Source organism: Streptacidiphilus cavernicola (genome assembly GCF_042510955.1).
Lineage (GTDB): Bacteria > Actinomycetota > Actinomycetes > Streptomycetales > Streptomycetaceae > Streptacidiphilus > Streptacidiphilus cavernicola.
The window spans coordinates 191,366-212,095 of record NZ_JBHFAB010000010.1 but is presented as its reverse complement, the minus strand read 5'-3'; the positions used below and the strand labels follow the sequence as shown (position 1 = coordinate 212,095).

Genomic DNA, 20,730 nt, shown 5'->3' with positions numbered 1-20,730 from the left:
TCATGGACTGAGCTTGCTCCGGTTTGGCGGACAGGTTGTGTGTGCCGGTCAGGCGGCTTCGTAGGCGGCCGGGCTTTGGTAGCCCAGGCTGCTGTGGAGCCGGTACAAGTTGTACCAGCCCTCGACCCGGCGATCCCGCTGTAGGTGTTGTGGACTCGGCTGGTGTCCAGCCAGACTCGATCGCTGACCGGGTTGCCAGCGGCGGGAGGGGCGCTGAGTTGGACGGCCTCGGCGGTGACGCCGACGAAGAGGCCGTAGCTGCTGGTCTGGACTTTGTAGCGGGAGGTCCGCATAACCCCTCGTTGGTGTAGTGGGTCGGGTCATCAAGAGCTGGGCTGGACCGTGCGATCACTGGTGCTGGTGCGTTGGCCGACGTCGGCTGCGTAGGCGGCCCAGTCGCCGGCTGCGGCTCTCTGCCATTTGACGGCGACGGTGATATGGATGCCGAGGGTGCGGGCGAGGATCGCGGCGGGCAGTTCGGTGGCGAGCTGGAACAGGGCGGTGGAGCGGGTCTCGGCGAGGCGGATACCGAGCTTGCGGAGGCGTTCGCCCATGGCCCAGGTGCTGATCGGGCGGCCGGGCTGGCCTCCGGGGAAGAGCCAAGGGGAAGTCGTGCGGGCCACCGTGCCCGCTGCCACCCTGTCCCTCTGGGAAAACTTCGAGGTCCCGTCTCAGGGCCGCCCCGGCCAGATCACCCTGAACCTCTACGACCACCTCGCCGCTTACGTCCCGAAGCGGCCCGCCGCATATCTGCGCATCTCCCACGACCGCTTCGGCCTGGAGGCCGGCGTCGACCGGCAACTGCAGGACACCAACGACGCCCGTCAGCGCCTGCGTTGGCCGGCGTTCGTCAAGGTCTACAAGGTTCGCAACGGCCACCACCGGCCCCGCACCGTGGTCACCGCCGCCGGGCCGGTCGAGGTGAAGGCCCCGCGGATCAACGACCGTCGCGTCGGCGACGCCACCGGCGAGCGCAAGCGGTTCTCCTCGAAGATCCTGGTGCCGACGAGCGTGAACTCTCCGGCAGTCCACGTGAACTCGTCAACGGCGCTGTAGTCGATCTCCCCGTTCGCGTCCCGGGCAGGTGGAGTCCCCTGGTCAGTCCAGGTGAGGCTGCGGACTTCATCGAAGGAGAGCAGGGCTGGGTGCGCCCACAAGCGAGGCTCCCTGGTGCTCGTACCGTCATCCGCCCACCACGCCACCCATGCTCATCCCGGTCGTCGGGGAGCCGGAGGTGCATGCCTACCGTGTCGCCCCGATGCGGAGCGGTCAGGAGAAGTCACTCAGCGGGAGTCCGGTGGCGGCGAAGCAGCCGTCGATCACCCGGGGCCTGTACTGGAGCATCTTGAGCTTGCGTTTGACCGCGCGGGTGATCTGGCTGAGGTCCGCGGCGGGGTTGCCGATGCCGCGTTTGACCAGCGACCAGATGCCCTCGATCGGGTTCAGGCCGGAAGTGTAGGTGGGCAGATCGACACCCGTCCGGAGCCGCGGCCCCGGACCCGCACGACCGGGGTCTGGCCGACCCGTCCCCAGGTCCTGGCGCGCGGCGGAGTCATCGACGCCCGGCCTCGTCCTCGAAGACGAGGTAGGCGCCGCGCTCCGCCGCGACGCTCTTACCCGCGGCCAGGTCTCCTTCTTCCAGACCTTGGCTGCCTCGTCGTCGCGCTCGATCGCCCGCCGCGCGGGCTGCTGCCAGAACCAGCCATGCGCTGCCTATTATTACATGTACTATTCGTAGAAACTCCAGGACCCGTCCCGGGACCGGCGCGGGCCTGCATCGACGAGTGCCCGGTCGACTGCATCTACGCACGGGGGGGGGAAGGAATGATGGCCGCCATGAGCCGAGCACAGGAACGCCCCCGACAAGCAGAGGTGCTGGACACCCTCAGGAACGCGGACGCCGCACTGGGGGTGGCCGAAGTCGCCGACCGGATCGGCATCCACGTCAACACCGCGCGCTTCCACCTGGATGCCCTGGTGGCCGCCGGCACGGTCGTGCGGACGTTGGAGCAGCCCTCGGGCCCCGGGCGTCCGCGTACCGTCTACTCGCCGCAGCCGGGAATGGACCGCGGCGGCAGCCGCAGCTACCGCCTGCTGGCCCGGATCCTGCTCGGTCACCTGTCGTCGACCGGGCCCGACGCCGTCGAGGCCGCCGGTGAGGCGGGACGGGCCTGGGGCCGCTTCCTGGCAGACGGCCCGGAGCCCTTCCAGCGCCTCTCCGGCGAGGAGGCCGCCGCCCGGCTGACCGCTCTCCTGGACGACCTCGGGTTCGCACCGCAGCCCGAACCGGACACCTCGGCTCCGCGGTCGATCCGGCTGCGGCACTGCCCGTTCCTGGAACTGGCCGAGGAGCACGGACCACTGGTGTGCCGCATCCACCTGGGCCTGATGCAGGGCGCGTTGACCGAACTGCGCGCGCCGCTGACCGCCTCCCGACTGGAACCCTTCGCCGAACCCGACGCCTGCCTGGTCCACCTCGAACACGCCGACGCCGCCTGACACGCCCACCCGGACCGCCTGGGCCACCCCAGCTCCTTGGAGAGGAATCCCGTGCTCATCACCGAGATCGACACCGCACCACGCCACCGCGCCCCGGTCCCCGGTGGACCCACGGCCGCGACGCTCACCACCGCCGGCACGTCCTCGCGGGTGGCTGTCGTGCATCTGGAGATCCCCGCCGACGGCGGCATGCCCGAGCACGACCACGGCGCCTCCGAGATCGTGCTGATCCCGCTGTCCGGATCAGTCGAGCTGTGGCACGAGGGCAAGCCGCGGACTCTGAGGAGCGGCATGGCCGGCCACGTCGCCACCGGCGAGCGCGTGAGCCTGGCCAACCCCGGCTCCGAACCGGCCACCCTGATGCTGGTGGTCTCACCGCCGCAGTTCGCCGAGCGACTGGCTGCCTGGCCCATCGCCTGACCCCATCGCCTGACCCCATACACGAAGCGGGACCCGCGACCGCGGTGGCGCGCAGGCACGCCTGCCCGCACCCCGCAGGAAGGCAGTACAAGCGATGAACGCGACTTCGGCCGCCGTGACCGGCGCGGTGACCTTCACCTGGCTCGGCATGGTCCTGGCGATCTCCTTCCTCGAAGCACCGCTGAAATTCCGCGCGCCAGGAGTGACCGTCCCCGTCGGTCTGGGCATCGGCCGGCTCGTGTTCCGAGCCCTGAACCTGGTCGAGGCAGTACTGGCGCTCACCGTGATCGTCACCGTCGCAACCGGCGGCCCATCCACGACTGTCGGCGTGCTCACCGTCGTGGTGAGCGTGCTCCTCGCCCTCCAGCTCGTGGTCGTCCGCCCCCGGCTCAACCGCCGCTCGGACCGTGTCCTGGCAGGCGAGGACCTGCCCCGCTCCCGCGGACACCTGTACTACGTAGCCCTCGAAGTCGCCAAGGTCCTCGCCCTGGTCGGCCTCGGGATCAGCGTCCTGGCCGCGTCAGCAACGTGACCGGCGGAGCCGCGCCGGGCCCCGCCGGTCCCGGGTGGCGTGTTCAGCCGGCCCGCTGCAGCCACAGGTCAGGACCGAAGACCTCGTAGTGGATGTCAGCTGCCCGGACGCCGGAGTCCAGCAACTGGGTACGGACGGAACGCAGGAACGGCAGTGGCCCGCACAGGTAGGCGCGGGTCCCCTCGGGGATCGCCGGTGCGCCGGGACCGGTGAGGTCCACCAGTCCGGTGCGCTCCGTGGGCCAGTCGCCCAGGGGGCGCTCGTACCAGACGTGGGTCTCGGCATCCCGCAGCTTCTCGGCCAGGCGCCCGAGTTCGGATCGGAAGGGATGGCTGGTCTGGTCGCGGTCGCCGTGGACGGCGATCACCTTGCGGGCGCTGCCCTGGTCGGCGAGGCAGGCGAGCATGCTGATCATCGGCGTGCAGCCGATGCCGGCGGAGGCGAGCAGCAGCGGGGCGTCGTCCCGGTCCAGCACGACGTCCCCGGAGGGTGCGCTGATCTGCAGTTCCCGGCCCACGCCGACGTTCTCGTGCAGGTGGTGGGACACCTCACCGAGCGGGTTGCCCAGTTCGCGCTTGACGCTGAACTGCAGCGCGCCGTCCGGGTGCCCGGAGAGGCTGTACTGGCGTATCTGCCGTGCCCCGTCCGGCAGTTCGACCTGGACCGAGACGTACTGACCGGGCTGGCCCTCGGGCACGGGCCGGCCGTCGGCGGGATGAACCAGGAAGGTGACCACATCGTCCGTCTCCTGGTAACGGGCCACGACCCGGTAGGTGCGCCACACGTCTCCCGCGGCACGTCCCGACTGCGCGTACAGGCCGCGCTCCAGGGCTGTCAGTGCGTTCGCCATCAGCCAGTAGACCTCGTCCCAGGCCGCCGCCACCTCCGGAGTCACGGCCTCGCCCAGCACCTCGGCGATGGCGGCGAACAGATGGGTGTGCACGACCGGGTACTGGTCCTCGGTGATGCCGAGCGAGACGTGCTTGTGGGCTATGCGCGCCAGAAGCGCGTCCGGGCGCTGGTCCGGATGGGCCAGCAGTGCTCCGGCGAAGGCCGCGATCGAGCCCGCGAGCGCCTGCTGCTGGCTGCCGTTGGCCTGGTTGCCGCGGTTGAACAGGTCGTCGAGCAGATCCGGGTGCGCCTCGAACAAGCGCCGGTAGAACACCTGGCTGATCTCGCCAATGGCCGCGCCCACGACGGGCAGGCTGGCTTCGACAGTGTCAGCGGACCGGGATGACAGCATCACGAACTCCAAACTTGCATCTCACACTCATGTTTACTTTCGCACCGACGTGCCGCGCCATTACGGCGGTCGGGTGTTGTCCGGCTTACACCGGGGTGGTGCGCCCGCGCGGCCCCGAGGGGCGAGGCGACAGGGCGAGCAGGACCGGGCCGGTCGGCGGGGCCACGAGGTCGTCGATGGTCAGGTGGTCCAGGGCGGTGTAGAACTGCTCCTGGGCCTGGCGCAGTGCGTGGCGCAGTCGGCAGGCCGCCCGCAGCGGGCAGGCCGGAACCTCTTCGCATCCGGCCACGTCACCCACCCCTTCCAGGTCCCTGACCAGGGTACCGAGTGAGCCGCTGCGTCCGGCTTGAGTCAGGGTGAGGCCGCCGCCGCGCCCGCGTCGGGCCTCGATGACCCCGAGATGGCGCAGGCGTGCGACGACCTTGGCGGCGTGGGAGTACGGGACGGCGATCGCCTCCGCCACCTCCTGCGTGGTGGGGCTGACTTCTTCTCCGAGAACCGCAAGGCGCATGGCGATGCGCAGCGCGATGTCCGTTCTCTTCGTCAGCCTCATGGGACGACTGTATCTAACAGGCATCTGGGATTCGTATTCGGGGGGTGGCCGATGCCTGTTCTGGCCGTGGCGGATCAGGGCGCCGCGTGGGCGCCGGGGGTGGGTGCGGTCAGTACGGGCAGCAGCACCCCGGTGCGCAGGCGGGCGACCACCGGCAGGGCGATACGACCCAGGACCGCGCTGGTCAGGTAGGCGACGGGCAGGGCGATCAGGGCCGCGCCGATGACGTCGTGGGGGTAGTGGGCACCCACGTAGACGCGGGTGAATCCCTCCAGCAGGGCGAAGGCGGCGGCGACGGCGGCGAGGCGGCGGTCCAGCAGGAGCAGGGCGGCGACGGTGGCGGCGGCGACCGTCTCGTGGCCGCTGGGGAAGGCGTAGTCGGTGCGGGCCGGGCAGGCGTCGACCAGGTAGGCGTGCGGCATCGAGTAGCACGGGCGGACCTCGGCGATCAGCTTCTTGGCCACCTCGGCGACCGCGAACGCGACCACCACGCACACCGGTGCGGCCAGGGCCAGGGTCATCGCGCGGGTCTCGCGGCGCCGCGCCTGCCACCAGCCGACCGCCATCAACACCGCGAACACCCCGAGTCCGGCGTTGGTCCACAGCTCGACAGGGGTGTTGAGCCACTTGGTGTCACGGGCGAAGTCGGTGACCGCGGTGAACCAGGAGCCGTCGATGCCCGAACCGTCGAACGCCAGTTGGACTGCGGGGTGGAGTGTCATCAGGAGGGGTCTCCAGAACTCGGTGCGGCAGCCGGGCGGCCCGCTCCCGCAAACATCTACTCAGCTGTAGAAGTTCATGGGAGCGGAGCCCTCGTCGCGGAGGATTTCGGGGGCGGTGCGCGGCGGCCGAGGGGCGTGGCACACTCTTGCTTCTACGGGGATGTAGAAGTTCTACAGGACTGTAGACGATGAATGGAGGGCAGCCAACCAGTGAACGGTCAGGACGTTTCTGGTGTCGGGGGCGAGCGCAGGCCGGTCGGCGCCCTGGAGGACGAGGTCCTGGTCCTGCTCCAGTCCGGCCGCGGGCCGCTGACCCCCGGCGAGGTCCTGGAGAAACTGGGCGGCACGCTGGCCTACAGCACGGTGGTCACCGTGCTGTCCCGCATGCATGACAAGGGCCTGCTCAGCCGCGCCAAGCAGGGTCGCGCCTACGCCTACACCCCGGTCGCCGACGGCCACGGCCTGACCGCCCGGCGCATGCGCCAGGTCCTGGAGTCCGACCCGGACCGCGAAGCCGTGCTCTCCCGCTTCGTCGAAAACCTGCCCCCCGGCGACGAGCGACTGCTGCGCCGGCTCCTCGGCACCGACCTGCCCGAAGGCCGGTGACCCCGGCGTGACGGTCATGCACCTGCTGGTCTACCTCCCCCTGCTGCTGCCGCTGCCCGCCGTCCTCGCGGCCCGCCCGCTGGCCGACCGGCTGGAACCCAGGGCGGCCACCTGGCTGCTGACGCTCTGTGCGCTCGCGCTGGCCGTGCTCAGCTGCGCCGCGCTGGGCATCCTGGCCACCGCCGGACTGATCCGCCTGTCCCTGGCCGCCTGGGCGGGCCACTGGTCGGCCGCGACCGTCCGCGCGGGAGACCCGGTCACCTGGGCCGAAGCCGCACCCGCCGCCGTGCTTCTGCTGGTCGCCGCGTTCGCGGCGGCGCGCATGCTCACCCGCCGGGTCCGCGCCCTGCTGGCCACCAGTGCCGAAGCCGCCTGCCTGCCCGGCATCGACCAACTCGTCATCCTCGACGACCCCGCCCCCGACGCCTACGCCCTGCCCGGACTACCCGGCCGCATCGTGGTCTCCACCGGCATGCTCCACGCCCTGGACCACGCCGACCGCGACGCCATGCTCGCCCACGAACGCGCCCACCTGACCTGCCACCACTACGCCTTCCTCGCCGCCGCCCAACTGGCCGCCACCGCCAACCCGCTGCTGCGACCCCTGGCCACCGCGGTCGGGTACACCGTGGAGCGCTGGGCCGACGAGAACGCCGCCACCGCCTGCGGGGACCGCCGCCAAGTCGCCCGCGCCGTCGGCAAAGCCGCCCTCGCCACCACCCGCACACCCGTCCGCCGGCACCTGCCCGGGGCCGCACTGGGCCTGCTCGGCTTCCGACGCGACCCCCTGCACCGGGCCGGGCCCGTTCCACGGCGAGTCGCCGCCCTGCTCGCGCCACCCCTGCCCGGCCGTCCAACGTTGCCGCTGGACCGGTCCCTGATCCCGCTGGCCGCCACCGCCGGCGCGGTCGCCGCCAGCGCCCTGTGCGCGTTCGCCGCAGCCCACGACTTCCACCTCCTCCTCGAAATCGCCGGAGCCTCATGAGCACCACCGTCGCGGCCGGCGCCGTCGCCGACGACAGCCCGGCGCGCCTGGGCACCGCAGTGGTTAGTTGAATAATTCTTCAATTTGCTACAATCTGGACCGCACGGGATCGACAGCATGGTCTGCCCCGCGCTGATCGCCGCAGGGAACGGGAGGTGCCGGGGTGGACGAGCTCACCGAGGCCGCCATTGGGCAGCGCCTGCGGGCGGCTCGGGCTGGGGTGCAGGCAGCAGTGGCGGCACACGACTTGTACGCGGTCGCGCTGGCCGTGGACGAGCTGGAGGACGCACTGCGGTTGGCCCGGTCGAGCGGGGTCGACGTCCCTTCCGCCGAGGCGGAGCGGGTCGCCACGGAGCAGGAGAGGGGCTGAGCGCGGTGCCGGTGCCGTTGTACCAGGCGAAGGCGGAGTTCTTTCGGATGCTGGGGCATCCGGTCCGGATCCGGGTGCTGGAGCTGCTCCAGGACGGGCCCATGCCGGTGCGCGATCTGCTGTCGGAGATCGAGGTGGAACGCTCCAACCTGTCCCAGCAGCTCGCCGTCCTGCGCAGGTCCGGGATCGTGACCGCCACCCGTGACGGGGACACGGTGGTCTACGCCCTGGCGGGCGGGGACGTGGCGGACCTGATGCGCGCCGCGCGCAAGATCCTGACCGAACTCCTGGCCGGGCAGCAGGACCTCTTGGAGGAACTGCGCGAAGCGGACCGGGAAGGAGTGGCGAAGAGCGCGTGAGTGCCGCCACTGTCCCGCCGGAACCGAGCAGGGGGACGACGACGCCCGTGCGCTTCGCGGTCACCCGCCACCTGCCCGGCCACGCCGTCCCCACCACCACCCTGACCGACGCCGACGGAGTGAGCGCTCTGCTGGCGGAGGCGGAATCCATCGGGGGCACTCTGCACATCCGCCCGCACCCCCTGACCCCGCGTCCCGGAACTGCTGCCGCTGCGCCGGCACGCCAAGGAGAAACAGCATGAAAGAGGACTCCGCGCCCCCCGACGAGTCGGCCTTCGGCGATCAGCCGGTCACCGGCTCCACCGAGGGCACCGTGCGCGGCAACCGCGGTGTGTGGATCCGCGCGTTCATCTACGTCATCGGCTTCCACGTCTTCGCCGGCTTCATCATGCTGCTGTTCTACGCCGGCGGCCACAACCGCTGACCCTTCCTCACCGGTCCCTGAACCAGCAGAAAGCCGACCGCAGACATGACGATCCAGTGGCACTACGAGAACCGGCCGCAGCAGGCAGGTGTCCTGTCGCTGTCCGGTTTTCTGGGCGCCGATTCCACCGCCCGCTTCGCCGGAGCCGTCGGCTGGACTCTGGCCCGCGGGGACGGTCCCCTGATCTTGGATCTGTCCGGGCTGCAGGGCTGGTCCCCGCAGGGACGCGACACCGTGGTGGCCGCTGCCGGGCGCCTGGCGGAGCACGGCCGCTCCTTGGAACTGGCCGGGCTGCCCGCTGACGAGGTCGCCCTGGAGCAGCGCACGGGTGATCCGGTGATCCGCTGCCACCAGGACCTGGAGTCGGCATTGGCCGCCCATCCGGCGCCCCGGGTCGGGCCCGAGCGGGAAGCCGACCCGCAGAGCTGGCGTACCGGGGGCTGGCCGGAACCCTGACCGCCCGCTTCTCGCTGACCGCCCCCGCCGTCCTTCGAACAGGAGCCCGCTGTGCCTGCTGATGCCCGTGAGCGTCTGCTGAGCGTGGACCACCAACTGCTGCTGGCCGCAGCGCTGCTGAGCAGCGCCCGGGAGGCCGGGGACACCCGGGAGGTCGAGCGGCTGACGGAGCTGATCGACAGTCGGCTTGACCGGCGCCTCAGGCTGACCGGGCACTGAACGGTTCGGGACGCCGTTTTTCGCTGTCCTGACTTTTCGCCGCCCTAGAGTTGATGATGTTTTCAATTGCTTGAAACCTGCTGCAGTCGTGTGGAGACGAAGAAGTGAACCTGCTGCGCAAGATCCGCGACACGGGGCGGGTGGCTGAGCCCGCCCCGGCCCGTCCGAGGGCCGTGCCGCCGCCCGCGGCACGGGAGTTGGCCGGCTCAGTGCAGGTGCGCTGCGTGGACGCGGGCTCGTGCAACGGCTGCGAGATCGAGATCGGCGGTGCGTTCGGCCCGGTCTACGACGCGGAGCGGTACGGGGCCCGCCTGGTCGCCTCGCCGCGGCACGCGGACGTGCTGCTGGTGACCGGGCCGGTGACCCGCAACATGGCGGTCCCGCTCAGGTCCACGCTGGCCGCGACACCGCAGCCGCGGCTGGTGGTCGCGGTCGGCGACTGCGCGCTGGGCTGCGGCGAGTTCGCCGGGGGCTACGGGGTCCAGGGCGCAGTGGCCGACGTGGTCCCGGTCGACCTGGAGGTACCGGGCTGCCCGCCGACCCCGGACCGGATCGTGGCGGCGCTGCGCACCGTGACCGGCCGGTGAACGCGATCGGACCGGCCCTCGGCACCGCCGCGGGGCTGTCTCTGGTCGGCGCGGCCCTGGCCTGGACCCTGCCGGTGCGGGTACGGGCACTGTCGGCGGGGGTGTGCGCAACCGGGGTCGGTGCGGCCGGCATGGTCGCGGGGATCACCGCACTGGGTGGCGGGTCGTGGTCCGCGCACCTTCCGGAGCTGCTGCCGCTGGCCGGGGTGTCCCTTCGGGTGGACGCGCTGTCAGGGCTGTTCATGGCCGTCGCCGGGGCCGTGGTGGCCGCGACGGCCGTGTACGGGATCGGCTACGCCGCGCCAGGTTCCGCCCACAGCACCACAGATGACGGTGCATCACCTCAAAGGGCCTCAGTCCGCGGTGTCTCCTCCCGCACCGCGCAGGCGGTGCTGCCGCTGTTCGCGGCCACCCTGCTGCTGGTCCCCGCCGCAGCCTCGGTCTCGACGTTCCTGCTGCTGTGGGAGCTGATGGCGGTCACCTCGCTGCTGCTGGTGCTGACCGAGCACCGGGAGCGCGCCGCCGTGCGCACGGCGGGGGTCTGGTACGCGGTGATGACGCACCTGGGCCTGGTGCTGCTGCTGGCCGGGCTGTCGCTGTTCGCCGCCCGAGCCGGGGGTGAGACCTTCACCGCGCTTCGGGCGGGCGCGGCGGCGATGTCCCCCCTGGCCCGCGGCACGGTGTTCGTGCTGGTCTTCGCCGCGTTCGCGTCCAAGGCGGGCATGGTGCCGCTGCACGCCTGGCTGCCGCGGGCCCACCCGGAGGCGCCCAGCCAGGTGTCGGCGCTGATGAGCGCCGCGATGGTGAACCTGGGCGGGTACGGGATCATGCGGTTCGGCTTCGACCTGCTCGGCGGCGGGTCGCACTGGTGGTGGCTGCTGGTGCTGGTGACCGGGGCACTGTCGGCGGTCTACGGGATCCTGCAGGCGTCGATGGCGACCGATCTCAAGCGGCTGCTGGCCTACTCGACCTCGGAGAACCTGGGTCTGGTCCTGGTGGGCACCGGGGCCGCGGGCCTGTTCCGAGCCGGGGGCCACCGGCCGTTGGCGGAACTCGCGCTGGCGGCGGCCTTGCTGCACCTGGTCAACCACTCCGCGTTCAAGGCACTGCTGTTCTGCGCCGCCGGGTCGGTGCTACGCGCCGGCGGTCTACGCGACCTGGACGCCATGGGCGGGCTGCGAGCCCGGATGCCGGCCACTGCCGGCCTGTTCGCGCTGGCCGCGCTGGGCGCGGTGGCGCTGCCGCCGGGCGGCGGCTTCATCAGTGAGTGGCTGCTGCTGCAGGCGCTGATCCACGGCCTGGCGGTGCCTGGACTGACCACTGCCGTGGTGCTGCCGCTGGCGATCGCCGCCATCGCCCTGTCCGCAGGGCTGGCCGCGGCCACCTTCGTCAAGGCGCTCGGGGTGGGCTTCTTCGCTCGCCCGCGCAGCCCACAGGCGGCCGGGGCCAAGGAGGCACCGCCCGCGATGCTGGCCGGGATGGGCCTGCTCGCCGCCGCCTGCGCGGCACTGGCCCTGGTTCCCGGACTGCTGGCCGACGGACTCTCCCGCGCCGCGGCGGCGGCCGGACCGGCTGCTCTCCCGGTGACGGCCCAGATGACTCCGCAGCCGGTGACCGGCGGTGAGCTGCGGCTGAGGCTCACCGGGCTGTCGACCTCGCTCGCGCCGCTGTGGTCGGTCACCGCGCTGGTGTTGGCCGTACTCCTTGCCGCCGCCGCGGTACGGGGCCTGCGTCGGCGCACCCGGCGCCGCCTGGCCCGGCTGTGGGACTGCGGCGGCGGGGCGCCGTCAGCCCGGATGGCCTACACCGCGACCTCCTTCGCCGAGCCGCTTCAGCGGGTGTTCGACGATGTGCTGGCCCCCGAACAGGATCTGGACGTGACCCCGGTGCGCGAGTCCGCCTATCTGGTCGAACGGGTGCGCTACCAGCGCCGGGTGCCGGACCGGATCGAGCACCGGCTGTACCGGCCCGTGCTGGCCGCCCTGGACCGGGTCGGCCGGCGATCCCGGCCGCTGGCAGGCGGCAGCATCCATCTTTACCTCGGCTACGGGCTGTTCGGCCTGGTCGCCCTCCTGGGAGTGCTGGCGGTGGCCCGGTGACCGGACTTGTTCCCTACGCGGCGGTGGCCGGGCAGACCGCGGTCGTGGTCGGCGTCGCCCCGCTGCTGACCGGACTGATGCGCCAGGTCCGGGCCCGGCTGGAGGGCCGGGCCGGGGCCGGGGTGGTCCAGCCGTGGCGGGATCTGCGCAAGCTGCTGCACAAGGAGCCGATCAGCCCGGCCGGCACCGGTCCCGCGTTCCGGCTGGCCCCGCTGCTGCTGGCCGGAACCACCGCGGTGATCGCCGCCCTGGTCCCGCTGGCGTCCACCGACACCCCGCTCAGCGCCCGTGCCGACCTGATCGTGGTGGTCGCCCTGCTCGCGCTGGGCACCGTGTCACTGGCCCTGGCGGGACTGGACACCGGGACGGCCTTCGGCGGTATGGGCGCCTCGCGGGAGATGACCATCGCCGCCCTGGTCGAGCCGACCATCCTGCTCTCGGTGCTGGCCCTGTCGATACCGGCCGGGTCCACCAGCCTGCCCGCGATCGTCGCCGGACGGATCCACGACCCGTCGCGCCTTGCCTCACCCTCGGGGCTGCTGGCGATCGTCGCGCTGGCGGTGGTGACGCTGGCCGAGGCCGGCCGGCTGCCGGTGGACAATCCCTCGACCCACCTGGAACTGACCATGGTGCACGAGGCCATGGTGCTGGAGTACGCGGGCCCGGACCTGGCCTTGGTCGAACTCGGCGCGCAGATGCGGCTGACCGTCCTGCTCGGGCTGCTCACCACGCTGGCCGCGCCGTGGGGGATCGCCACGACCGCCTCCTGGGCGGCGCTGGCACTGGCACTGGTGCTGCTGGTGGCCAAGGTCGCCCTGCTCGGGGCGGTGCTGGCCGCGGCCGAGGTGTTCTGGGCCAAGGTCAGGCTGTTCCGGGTGCCCGAACTGCTGGCCGGGTCCTTCCTCCTGGCCGTGCTGGCGGTCACCGCCTCCTACTTCCTGACCGGAGCGTGAGAACCGTGACAGCCGTGAGCAGCGGGAGCCGGTCGTGAGTAGCGGACTCTTCGCACAACTGCTGGACCTGGCCTGCGGGGTGTTCCTGATCGCCGCGGTCCTGGTGCTCTGGTACCGCGAGCTGTCGGCCATCGTGCGGGTGTTCGCCATGCAGGGGGTGACCCTGGGGGTGATCGGACTGCTGCTGGGCCTGCACGAGCACCGCTGGGGCCTGGTCGGCGTCGCCGTGGGCGTGGGCGTGCTGCGGGCCGGGGTGCTGCCGCATCTGATGCGGCGTTCGCTGACCGCGGCCGGGCAGACCAGGGAGAGCCAGCCGCTGGTCAACGTCGCCGCCTCGCTGCTGACGGCGGCCGCGCTGACTCTCCTCGCCTACGCCGCCGCCCGCCCGCTGGTGCGGCTCGCCCCCTCACCGGCCACCAGGGCGCTGCCGGTCGGGCTGGCGGTGGTACTGATCGGCTTCTTCGTCCTGGTCACCCGGCGCCGCGCGGTCTCCCAGGTCGTCGGCTTCCTGCTGCTGGACAACGGCATCACCGCCACCGCGTTCCTGGCCACCTCGGGAGTCCCGCTGATCGTGGAACTCGGCGTGGCCCTGGACCTGCTCCTCGCCGTCCTGGTCCTGCAACTGCTCACCCTGCGGATGCGGGTCGCCTTCGGCGATACCGACCTCGACGACCTGCGGGAGCTGCACGACTGATGTCCCATCCATCCAGCGGCCATGCCGCCGACCTGCTGCTGAGCCTGCCGATCGTGGTACCCGCGCTGACCGCCGCCGGGTACGCCCTGCCGGGCCGCCGCACCGGACCCGCCGGGCGTACTGTCACCGGCTGGGCCGGGATGCTCTCCCCCGCCGCGATCCTGGCCGGCGCGATCGCCCTGGCCGCGACGACCCCCGGCCACGGCCCGGTCCGGGCCTGGGGCAGGCTGCTGCGCGCCGACGCCCTGACCGTCTGGATGCTGCTGGTCGTCGGGGCTGTCGCGGCCCTCGCCGTCGCCGCCGGCCCCGCCTACCTGGCCGGCGAACGCGCCGCGGGCGGCGCCGCCGACAACGCCGCACGCCGGTACTGCCTGCTGGTGCACGCCTTCCTCGCCGCCATGTCCCTGGCCGTCCTGGCCGAGAACCTGGGAGTGCTGTGGGTGGCGGTGGAGGCCACCACCATCGTCACCGCCTTCCTGGTCGGCCACCGCAGGACCCGGGCCAGTATCGAGGCTGCCTGGAAGTACGTCGTCATCTGCTCGGTCGGGATCGCCCTGGCCTTCCTGGGCACTGTCCTGATCTACTACGCCGCCCGCCAGGCCGGGCTGTCCGAGGCCGCAGCCCTGGACTGGCCCGCGCTGGTCGCCCACGCCCGTCAACTCGACCCGGACACCACCCGGCTGGGCTTCGGCCTGATCGTGCTCGGCTTCGGCGCCAAGGCCGGACTGGTACCCCTGCACGCCTGGCTGCCCGACGCCCACAGCCAGGCCCCGGCCCCGGTCTCCGCCCTGATGTCCGGCGTACTGCTCTCGGTCTCCTTCACCGCGGTACTGCGCTACAAGGTCATCGCCGACGACGCACTGGGCACCGGCTTCGCCCGGCTGCTGCTCACCGGCACCGCCCTGCTCACCCTCGCCCTGGCTGCCGGGCTGCTGCTCGGGCAGCGGGACTACAAGCGGATGCTGGCCTACTCCAGCATGGAGCACATGAGCCTGATCGCCCTGGGCGCCGCGGTCGGCAGCCCGCTGGCGATCGCCGCCGTCCTGCTGCACATCGCCGGACACGGACTGGCCAAGACCGTGGCGTTCTGCTCCGCCGGAGAGATACTGCGCCTGCGGCGCACCACCCGGATCGGCCGGCTGCGCGGCCTGCTCGCCCAGGCCCCGGCCCTCGGCGCGGCCTTCGGGCTGGCGGTGATCGCCCTGTTGGGGCTGCCCCCGTTCAGCCTCTTCGCCTCCGAGGTCGGCATCGCCCGCGCCGGCTTCGCTGCCGGCCTCGGCGCTCCCCTGGCCGCAGCGCTGCTGCTGGCGCTGGCCGCGTTCGCGGCCCTGACCCTGCGCACCGCCAGGTTGCTGCTGGGACCGCCGCCGGACGACCCCGGCGCCCCTGGCGCCCCCGGCGCTCCTGTCGCTCCCGGCGCCGGGCCGGGGTCCGTCCCGGTGCGGATCGGCGCCGCGGCGGGGGGCCCGCTGCTGACCGGACTGCTGGCCTGCGCCGCGCTGGGCACCGCCACCGGACCCCTGACCGGGCTGCTGCACACCGCCTCCGCGATCATCGGGGGGCGGTGAGCCATGCGGCACCGCACCGTCGAAAACCTCGACCCCACCCAACTCACGCCTCGCGCGGAAGCGTTGCTCGGCGAAGGCCAGCGCCTGGCGCTGGTCGCCGCGCACCACGACCAGGACGCCCTGCGCGTCGTCTACCTGTTCGTCTCCGGCCCACCGGACACCCGCACCGAACTCCAGGTCCGGCTGGACCCGGCCCGACCGGAACTCCCCACCCTGGCTCACCTCTCGTTCCCCGCAGGCCGGTTCGAGCGGGAGATGCACGACCTGCACGGCATCGTGCCGCTCGGGCACCCGTTGCCCCGGCGCCTGGTACGGCACGACCACTGGCCGCGCGGCTGGTACCCCGGCCGCCCCGACGCCGGAACGCCCCCGGCGTTCGCGGAGCCCGAAGGCCCCTACCCGTTCCTGGAGGTCCAGGGCGACGGCGTCTACGAGATCCCGGTAGGACCCGTCCACGCCGGACTCATCGAACCCGGACACTTCCGCTTCTCCGTGGTCGGCGAGTCGATCCTCAAGCTCAAGATCCGGCTGTGGTTCGTCCACAAGGGCATCGAGAGGCTCTTCGAGGGACGAAGCATCGACTGCGGACTGCCGCTGGCCGAACGCATCAGCGGCGACACCGCGGTCGGCCACGCCCTGGCCTACTGCATCGCCGTCGAGGAGGCCACCGGCACCACCGTCTCCGAAACGGCCGGCCCGGCCCGCGCCCTGCTGCTGGAACTGGAACGCCTCCACAACCACGTCGCCGACCTCGGCGCCCTGTGCAACGACGTCGGCCACGGCATCCTCCAGGCCCACGCCCAGCGCGTACGCGAAGGACTCCTGCGCCTCAACCACGAGGTGACCGGGCACCGCCTGCTGCGCGGGGGCGTCTTCCCCGGCGGCTGCCGCCTGCTCGCCCTGCCCGACCGGGCCCGGATGCGGGCCATCGGCGCCGACATCCGCGAGATCGTACGACTCGCGCTCGGCCACAGCACCGTACGCGACCGCTTCACCGGAACCGCTCGCCTCAGCACCCGGGCCGCCCGCGACCTGGGCTGCCTCGGCTACGTCGCCCGCGCCAGCGGGCTCCCCGCGGACGCCCGCACCGCCCACCCCGCTCACCCCTACAGCGCCGCACTCACTGTCCCGACCCTCACCGACGGCGACGTCCTGGCCCGCTTCCGGATCCGCGCCCAGGAGATCGACGTCTCCCTGGCCTTGATCGACCAGTTCCTCGCGGACGGCCTGGCACCGGTCGAGACCGCCACCCCCCTGGGCAGCTCCGGTCCGGGCAGCTCCAGTCCGGGCAGCTCCGGTCCGCGGTCCGGAGTCGGCATCACCGAGGGCTGGCGCGGCACCATCACCACCCGCGTCGAACTCGCCCCCGACGGCAGCACTCTGACCCGGGTCAAGCCGGTGGACCCGTCCTTCTTCAACTGGCCCGCCCTGCCGATCGCCCTGGCCGGCACCATCGTCCCGGACTTCCCCCTGACCAATAAGAGCTTCAACCTCTCCTACGCAGGAAACGACCTCTGACCGCACAGGACTCGACAGCAGACCTCCGGCGCGCCGGCGGTGCTTTGACGCTGCCCGCCGTGCCGGCCAAGCTGTCCACCCTGCTCCCCACCCACGGCCCACTGCTCCGCACACCCGCCGGACACCCGACTGCGGGGTCGCTGCCGGCTCGGCTTGGCTCGGCTTGGCAGTCCGCAGGTCTGAGGGTGCGTCGGGTCAGCCCCTCCCACCGGCGGGGGTGGGGTTGTCGGTTGGGGTTGTCGGCGGGGTTGTCGGTGGTGCTTCGGTATTGGCCAGTGCCGCCCCGGCGTCCGGCGACGAGCAGTGCGCCGGAGCTGAAGATCTTCGCCAAGCTGCAGTTACCTCTCACGAGGTGGCTCGTTCATCCAGGCGTGGACCACGTACGGACCGCTGCAGAATCGTTTTCGCAGCAGACGCCGATCTTCGCCGGCCTGGCCGCCTCCTGGGAGGCCAACGGGCGGACAGTGCCATGTCGCCCCGACCAGGAGTGGCGGTTGCTGACCGACCCGCCGAGATTCCGCCACCTGCACGTGCTCCAGCCGGCGGGGCACTCCACCACAGCGCACAAGCGATGACGATGGATCAGATTCCACCGCTGCCCATGCAACGTTCCGTCGGGGCAACCGTCACCGCACGCCTGGACCTCTGGTCCGTGGTGGAGCCCGGTTTCCGGATGCACGTACCCGCGTGCTTGAGATACGACCCCAAGGATCCATTCGCGGTGTCCCTGGACCACTACGTCGACCTCCATGCGACCGTCACCTGGGTCTTCGCCCGCGACCTTCTGGCAATGGGGCTCAGCACCCGGGCCGGCACGGGGGACGTGTCGGTGCGTCCGGGCATGGACGGCGCGCAGACCGTGTTCATCTCCCTGCGCGGACCGACTGGCGAGGCCCTGCTGCAAGCCGAAGAAGGTGACATCAGGAAGTTCGTGCAGCACTCCGAGTGCCTCGTCCCCATCGGGGCCGAGCACGACCACTTCGATCTGGGCGCCGCACTGCACCGGCTGCGTGAGACTCCGCCCACGAATCGGGGATCTTGATGCCGCACCGAGCGGCGTGGTCGGCGTCGGAGTGCCGGGCCGTAGGCTGAGCCCTCGCGGTGGACCCAGATGGTCGACCGCGGCACCGCCCGCACCACACCCCACGGGCGCCAGGTCGGCCAGGGCGACTTGGACACCGTCCGCGACATGGATTGCTCTGTTCTCCCGGATCGACCAGCGGCACGGAGGCGGCAACGGCCGCAGCGCCCTGTTCCAGCACCTCACCGACGAGGTAGCCCCCTACCTACAGGTACCTACAGGGCCGCTTCCCCACCGAGCCACATCCCGTTGACTTGGGTGCGCCTCACCCCCCTAATCTTCTTTCACTACATTACTAGTAAAAGGAGGTTGGCATGGAGAACCCGCGGCTCGTCTATCGCATCGACCGGCGCAGCGGCGTCTCCACCTACATGCAGATCGTCCAGCAGACCGAACAGGCCCTGCGCCTGGGGCTGCTCCAGGTCGGAGACCAGCTCCCCACTACCCGCGAGGTGGTGGAGAGCACTGCCATCAACCCCAACACGGTGCAGAAGGCGTACCGGCTCCTGGAGCAGGCCGGTCTCGTCCAAGGCCGTCGGGGCCAGGGGACTTTCGTACTCCGCTCCCTCGGCGCCACCCCCGTCGGCAGTCCCCTGCGGGACGAGCTCGACGACTGGGGGCGCCGCGCGACTGCCGCCGGCCTCGGCCGTGACGATGCCTCGGCTCTGTTCAAAGCCGTACTCGACACGCACTTCCCCATCAAGGAGCAACAGTGACCGCCCTCCAGGCCACTGGCCTCACCCACCGACACCGCCGCCGCGGCCCGGCCGCACTCGACTCCGTCGAGTTCTCCCTGCCCCAGGGCAGCATCTGCGCTCTGGTCGGACGCAACGGCGCAGGCAAGTCCACCCTGCTGGAGCTCGCCGCAGGCGTCGACCGCCCCAGTGCCGGCAGCCTCACCGTGCTCGGCGGACCGGTCGGCGCCACCCGCTCCCGCGTCGGATACCTGGCACAGGACCAACCGCTCGACCCCCGCTGGCGCATCAGCGATGTGCTCCGGATCGGCGCCCAACTCAACCCCGGCCGCTGGGACGCCGCGTGCGCCGCGGGCATCGTCGAGCAGGGCAACCTGTCGACGCGTACGCGCCTCGGCGCGCTGTCGCGCGGCCAGCACACCCGCGTCGCCCTCGCCCTGGTCCTCGGCAAGCGGCCCGACCTGGTCCTGCTCGACGAGCCGATGGCCGACCTCGACCCGCTCGCCCGCCACGAACTGACCGGGACACTGCTCGGCCACGCCACCGAGCACGGCGCCACCGTCCTGCTCTCCTCGCACCACACCGGCGAACTCGCCGATGTCTGCGACCACCTGCTGTTGCTCGACGGCGGCCGACTTCGCCTCTCAGGCTCCATCGACGACCTGCTGGAAGCCCACCTCAATGCCACCGGCCCCGGCGGCATCGACGAACTCGCCCCGCACACCCTGGTCACCCACCAGCGCTCGGGCCGCGGCACCGCCGCCCTCCTGCGCCCGGGAGGACCGCTGCCCCGTACCTGGCACGGCACCGCCCCCACGCTGGACGAACTGATCCTCGCCTACCTGGGCAGCCCAGACGCCCCCGCGCTGCACCTCAGCCCCGCCGCCGACCCCGGCCCACGCGAAAGCCAGCCCACGCCATGACCCTCGCCCTCGACCACCACCAAGCCGACACCGCCGTCCAGCGCCGCATGCTGCGCCTGACGCTGCGTCAGCACCGGCTTGGCCTCACCCTGCTGGCGGTAGCCCTGCTGCTGCCCTCGCTCGCCGTGATGCACTGGCTCCGCACCGGCGAGTACGCCCTCACCCAACTCCCGCCCGCGCTGTACGGCAAGGCTTCCCCGAACTCCTACTGGGACACCCACTGGGACCACGTCGCCGGCTTCGACAACGGCCTCTACGACCTGGTCTACGCCGCCGACGCCGTCTGCCTCCTGCTGCTCTTCCCCGTCACCTCCATGGTCCGCCGCGACCTGGCAACGCGGGTGCACGTCACGCTGTGGACGCAGGGCGCCTCCCCCACCCAGTGGCTGCTGGCCAAGGTGGCCGTGCTCGCCGCTGTCACCGTCGCCTGTTTCGGCACCGTCACCGCCCTCGCATGGGTGCTGCTGCGCTGGGCGACGGGCCGGCAGGTGGTGTTCGACACCACCCACGACGCCTGGCTGCTGCGGAACGTCGGCCCGTCCATGGTCACGACTGCCCTGATCTTCGTCTGCCTGGGCGCACTGTTCGCGGTCGTCCCCGGCAGCCTTCCCACCCGCATCCTCAGCCGCCTCGGCCTGCTCGTCGCCCTCGCCGGACTCGACTTCATCGCAAGGGACCTCTTCAGCGGCACCGCCGGCCTGAGCCGCACCCTGGTCACGGACCGCTTCTCCGGCACCAGTCTCTCCAAGTCCGTCCTCACCGGCATCAACAGCACGGACTACTGGCAGGGCCAACTCATCACCTGCACCTACGATCTGGCCATCGCCGCCGGCGCCCTCCTGCTCGCACTCCACCTGCTGCGCCGCCGCACCGCCGACCGTGCCGGATGAGGCTCCGGCCGACTCGCGGTGTCCAAGGCCCGGCGGAGCGCGGGAGTCAGCTCGCCTGCTGGGCTGTGCGGGTCCGGGAAGCACAGGCTGCCGTGGTGTCAGGGGCGAAGCCGAACACCGCGGCGGTCGATGTGAGGTCGAACAAACGGCGGACCTCGTGGGGCAGGGGTCCGGCCAGGACCAAATGTCGGCGCGAGCGTGCCAGCAGCAGGGTGTTGAGCAGGGAGCAGTCGGCGAACTCCACGCCGCTGAGGTCGCCACGCCCGGTCAATCGATCCGTGAGCGACTGCTGACCGTCTGCCCCGTCGTCGAGGCCCCATGCCCCGGCCATCGG

General features: G+C 71.9%; 25 protein-coding genes and 2 pseudogenes. 21 read left to right on the top strand and 6 right to left on the bottom strand.

All coding sequences use genetic code 11. The annotated features are described in order from the left end of the window. Positions 1-323: 323 nt before the first annotated feature. Positions 324-554, bottom strand: a complete 231-nt coding sequence (locus tag ACEZDE_RS16110; RefSeq protein ID WP_380536921.1) for a hypothetical protein — start codon at positions 552-554, stop codon at positions 324-326. A gap of 310 nt (positions 555-864) precedes the next feature. On the opposite strand from ACEZDE_RS16110, the pseudogene ACEZDE_RS16105 reads away from it, so the two are divergent. Then, positions 865-1,029: pseudogene (locus tag ACEZDE_RS16105) on the top strand (IS256 family transposase); the annotation flags it as partial. A gap of 240 nt (positions 1,030-1,269) precedes the next feature. On the opposite strand, the pseudogene ACEZDE_RS33765 reads toward ACEZDE_RS16105, so the two are convergent. Continuing rightward, positions 1,270-1,707: pseudogene (locus ACEZDE_RS33765) on the bottom strand (IS630 family transposase); the annotation flags it as partial. 129 nt (positions 1,708-1,836) lie between these two features. On the opposite strand from ACEZDE_RS33765, the gene ACEZDE_RS16095 reads away from it, so the two are divergent. The 3 genes from ACEZDE_RS16095 (at position 1,837) to ACEZDE_RS16085 (ending at position 3,451) form a co-directional block, all read left to right on the top strand. Continuing rightward, positions 1,837-2,499, top strand: coding sequence for a helix-turn-helix transcriptional regulator (locus ACEZDE_RS16095; protein WP_380536918.1), 663 nt, complete (start codon positions 1,837-1,839; stop codon positions 2,497-2,499). Positions 2,500-2,550: 51 nt separating this feature from the next. Next, positions 2,551-2,919, top strand: coding sequence for a cupin domain-containing protein (locus ACEZDE_RS16090; protein WP_380536917.1), 369 nt, complete (start codon positions 2,551-2,553; stop codon positions 2,917-2,919). Positions 2,920-3,013: 94 nt separating this feature from the next. Then, complete coding sequence (locus tag ACEZDE_RS16085) at positions 3,014-3,451, top strand: hypothetical protein (RefSeq protein ID WP_380536915.1); 438 nt, start codon at positions 3,014-3,016, stop codon at positions 3,449-3,451. Positions 3,452-3,494: 43 nt separating this feature from the next. Here ACEZDE_RS16085 and ACEZDE_RS16080 read toward each other — a convergent pair whose 3' ends face one another. From ACEZDE_RS16080 to ACEZDE_RS16070, 3 genes are all read right to left on the bottom strand, one after another. Continuing rightward, positions 3,495-4,694, bottom strand: a complete 1,200-nt coding sequence (locus tag ACEZDE_RS16080; protein WP_380536914.1) for a globin domain-containing protein — start codon at positions 4,692-4,694, stop codon at positions 3,495-3,497. Between the two features lie 85 nt (positions 4,695-4,779). Continuing rightward, positions 4,780-5,247, bottom strand: coding sequence for an RrF2 family transcriptional regulator (locus ACEZDE_RS16075; protein WP_380536912.1), 468 nt, complete (start codon positions 5,245-5,247; stop codon positions 4,780-4,782). Positions 5,248-5,321: 74 nt separating this feature from the next. Next, positions 5,322-5,969, bottom strand: a complete 648-nt coding sequence (locus tag ACEZDE_RS16070; RefSeq protein ID WP_380536910.1) for a phosphatase PAP2 family protein — start codon at positions 5,967-5,969, stop codon at positions 5,322-5,324. Between the two features lie 210 nt (positions 5,970-6,179). Here ACEZDE_RS16070 and ACEZDE_RS16065 point away from each other — a divergent pair, with 210 nt between their 5' ends. The 17 genes from ACEZDE_RS16065 to ACEZDE_RS15985 all read left to right on the top strand — a co-directional run bounded on the left by ACEZDE_RS16065 (position 6,180) and on the right by ACEZDE_RS15985 (position 20,396). Continuing rightward, positions 6,180-6,575 (top strand): BlaI/MecI/CopY family transcriptional regulator, encoded by a 396-nt coding sequence (locus ACEZDE_RS16065; RefSeq protein WP_380536909.1) that lies wholly within the window; start codon positions 6,180-6,182, stop codon positions 6,573-6,575. Positions 6,576-6,591: 16 nt separating this feature from the next. Then, on the top strand, positions 6,592-7,560 hold the full coding sequence (locus ACEZDE_RS16060) for a M56 family metallopeptidase (protein WP_380536941.1): 969 nt from the start codon (positions 6,592-6,594) through the stop codon (positions 7,558-7,560). A gap of 163 nt (positions 7,561-7,723) precedes the next feature. Beyond that, positions 7,724-7,930, top strand: a complete 207-nt coding sequence (locus ACEZDE_RS16055; protein ID WP_380536908.1) for a hypothetical protein — start codon at positions 7,724-7,726, stop codon at positions 7,928-7,930. Positions 7,931-7,935: 5 nt separating this feature from the next. Beyond that, positions 7,936-8,289: an ArsR/SmtB family transcription factor gene (locus ACEZDE_RS16050; RefSeq protein WP_380536907.1), complete on the top strand. Its 354-nt coding sequence runs from the start codon at positions 7,936-7,938 to the stop codon at positions 8,287-8,289. Between the two features lie 238 nt (positions 8,290-8,527). Beyond that, entirely contained in the window at positions 8,528-8,713 is a 186-nt protein-coding gene (locus ACEZDE_RS16045) for a DUF6126 family protein (protein ID WP_380536905.1), read from the top strand. Positions 8,714-8,758: 45 nt separating this feature from the next. Beyond that, positions 8,759-9,169 carry an STAS domain-containing protein gene (locus ACEZDE_RS16040; protein ID WP_380536904.1) on the top strand — a complete coding sequence of 137 codons (411 nt, stop codon included), beginning with the start codon at positions 8,759-8,761 and terminating at the stop codon, positions 9,167-9,169. Between the two features lie 51 nt (positions 9,170-9,220). Beyond that, positions 9,221-9,388: a hypothetical protein gene (locus ACEZDE_RS16035; protein WP_380536903.1), complete on the top strand. Its 168-nt coding sequence runs from the start codon at positions 9,221-9,223 to the stop codon at positions 9,386-9,388. Positions 9,389-9,492: 104 nt separating this feature from the next. Continuing rightward, complete coding sequence (locus ACEZDE_RS16030; RefSeq protein ID WP_380536902.1) at positions 9,493-9,975, top strand: NADH-quinone oxidoreductase subunit B family protein; 483 nt, start codon at positions 9,493-9,495, stop codon at positions 9,973-9,975. Continuing rightward, positions 9,972-12,074, top strand: coding sequence for a proton-conducting transporter transmembrane domain-containing protein (locus ACEZDE_RS16025; protein WP_380536900.1), 2,103 nt, complete (start codon positions 9,972-9,974; stop codon positions 12,072-12,074). Before ACEZDE_RS16030 ends, ACEZDE_RS16025 begins: the two co-directional genes overlap by 4 nt. Further along, on the top strand, positions 12,071-13,027 hold the full coding sequence (locus tag ACEZDE_RS16020) for a respiratory chain complex I subunit 1 family protein (protein WP_380536898.1): 957 nt from the start codon (positions 12,071-12,073) through the stop codon (positions 13,025-13,027). The genes ACEZDE_RS16025 and ACEZDE_RS16020 overlap by 4 nt, the downstream gene beginning before the upstream one ends. A gap of 34 nt (positions 13,028-13,061) precedes the next feature. Further along, positions 13,062-13,721: a hypothetical protein gene (locus tag ACEZDE_RS16015; RefSeq protein WP_380536897.1), complete on the top strand. Its 660-nt coding sequence runs from the start codon at positions 13,062-13,064 to the stop codon at positions 13,719-13,721. Further along, complete coding sequence (locus ACEZDE_RS16010) at positions 13,721-15,289, top strand: proton-conducting transporter transmembrane domain-containing protein (RefSeq protein WP_380536896.1); 1,569 nt, start codon at positions 13,721-13,723, stop codon at positions 15,287-15,289. The genes ACEZDE_RS16015 and ACEZDE_RS16010 overlap by 1 nt, the downstream gene beginning before the upstream one ends. A gap of 3 nt (positions 15,290-15,292) precedes the next feature. Then, positions 15,293-16,807, top strand: coding sequence for a hydrogenase large subunit (locus ACEZDE_RS16005; protein WP_380536895.1), 1,515 nt, complete (start codon positions 15,293-15,295; stop codon positions 16,805-16,807). A gap of 469 nt (positions 16,808-17,276) precedes the next feature. Next, the gene (locus ACEZDE_RS16000) at positions 17,277-17,849 is read left to right on the top strand and encodes an SsgA family sporulation/cell division regulator (RefSeq protein ID WP_380536894.1); all 573 of its coding nucleotides are present in this window, start codon (positions 17,277-17,279) and stop codon (positions 17,847-17,849) included. 353 nt (positions 17,850-18,202) lie between these two features. Then, positions 18,203-18,604, top strand: coding sequence for a GntR family transcriptional regulator (locus ACEZDE_RS15995; RefSeq protein ID WP_380536892.1), 402 nt, complete (start codon positions 18,203-18,205; stop codon positions 18,602-18,604). Continuing rightward, the gene (locus ACEZDE_RS15990) at positions 18,601-19,506 is read left to right on the top strand and encodes an ATP-binding cassette domain-containing protein (protein ID WP_380536891.1); all 906 of its coding nucleotides are present in this window, start codon (positions 18,601-18,603) and stop codon (positions 19,504-19,506) included. Before ACEZDE_RS15995 ends, ACEZDE_RS15990 begins: the two co-directional genes overlap by 4 nt. Further along, entirely contained in the window at positions 19,503-20,396 is an 894-nt protein-coding gene (locus ACEZDE_RS15985) for a hypothetical protein (protein ID WP_380536889.1), read from the top strand. Before ACEZDE_RS15990 ends, ACEZDE_RS15985 begins: the two co-directional genes overlap by 4 nt. Positions 20,397-20,442: 46 nt before the next feature. Here ACEZDE_RS15985 and ACEZDE_RS15980 read toward each other — a convergent pair whose 3' ends face one another. Then, positions 20,443-20,667: a hypothetical protein gene (locus ACEZDE_RS15980; protein ID WP_380536888.1), complete on the bottom strand. Its 225-nt coding sequence runs from the start codon at positions 20,665-20,667 to the stop codon at positions 20,443-20,445. Between the last annotated feature and the right edge of the window lie 63 nt (positions 20,668-20,730).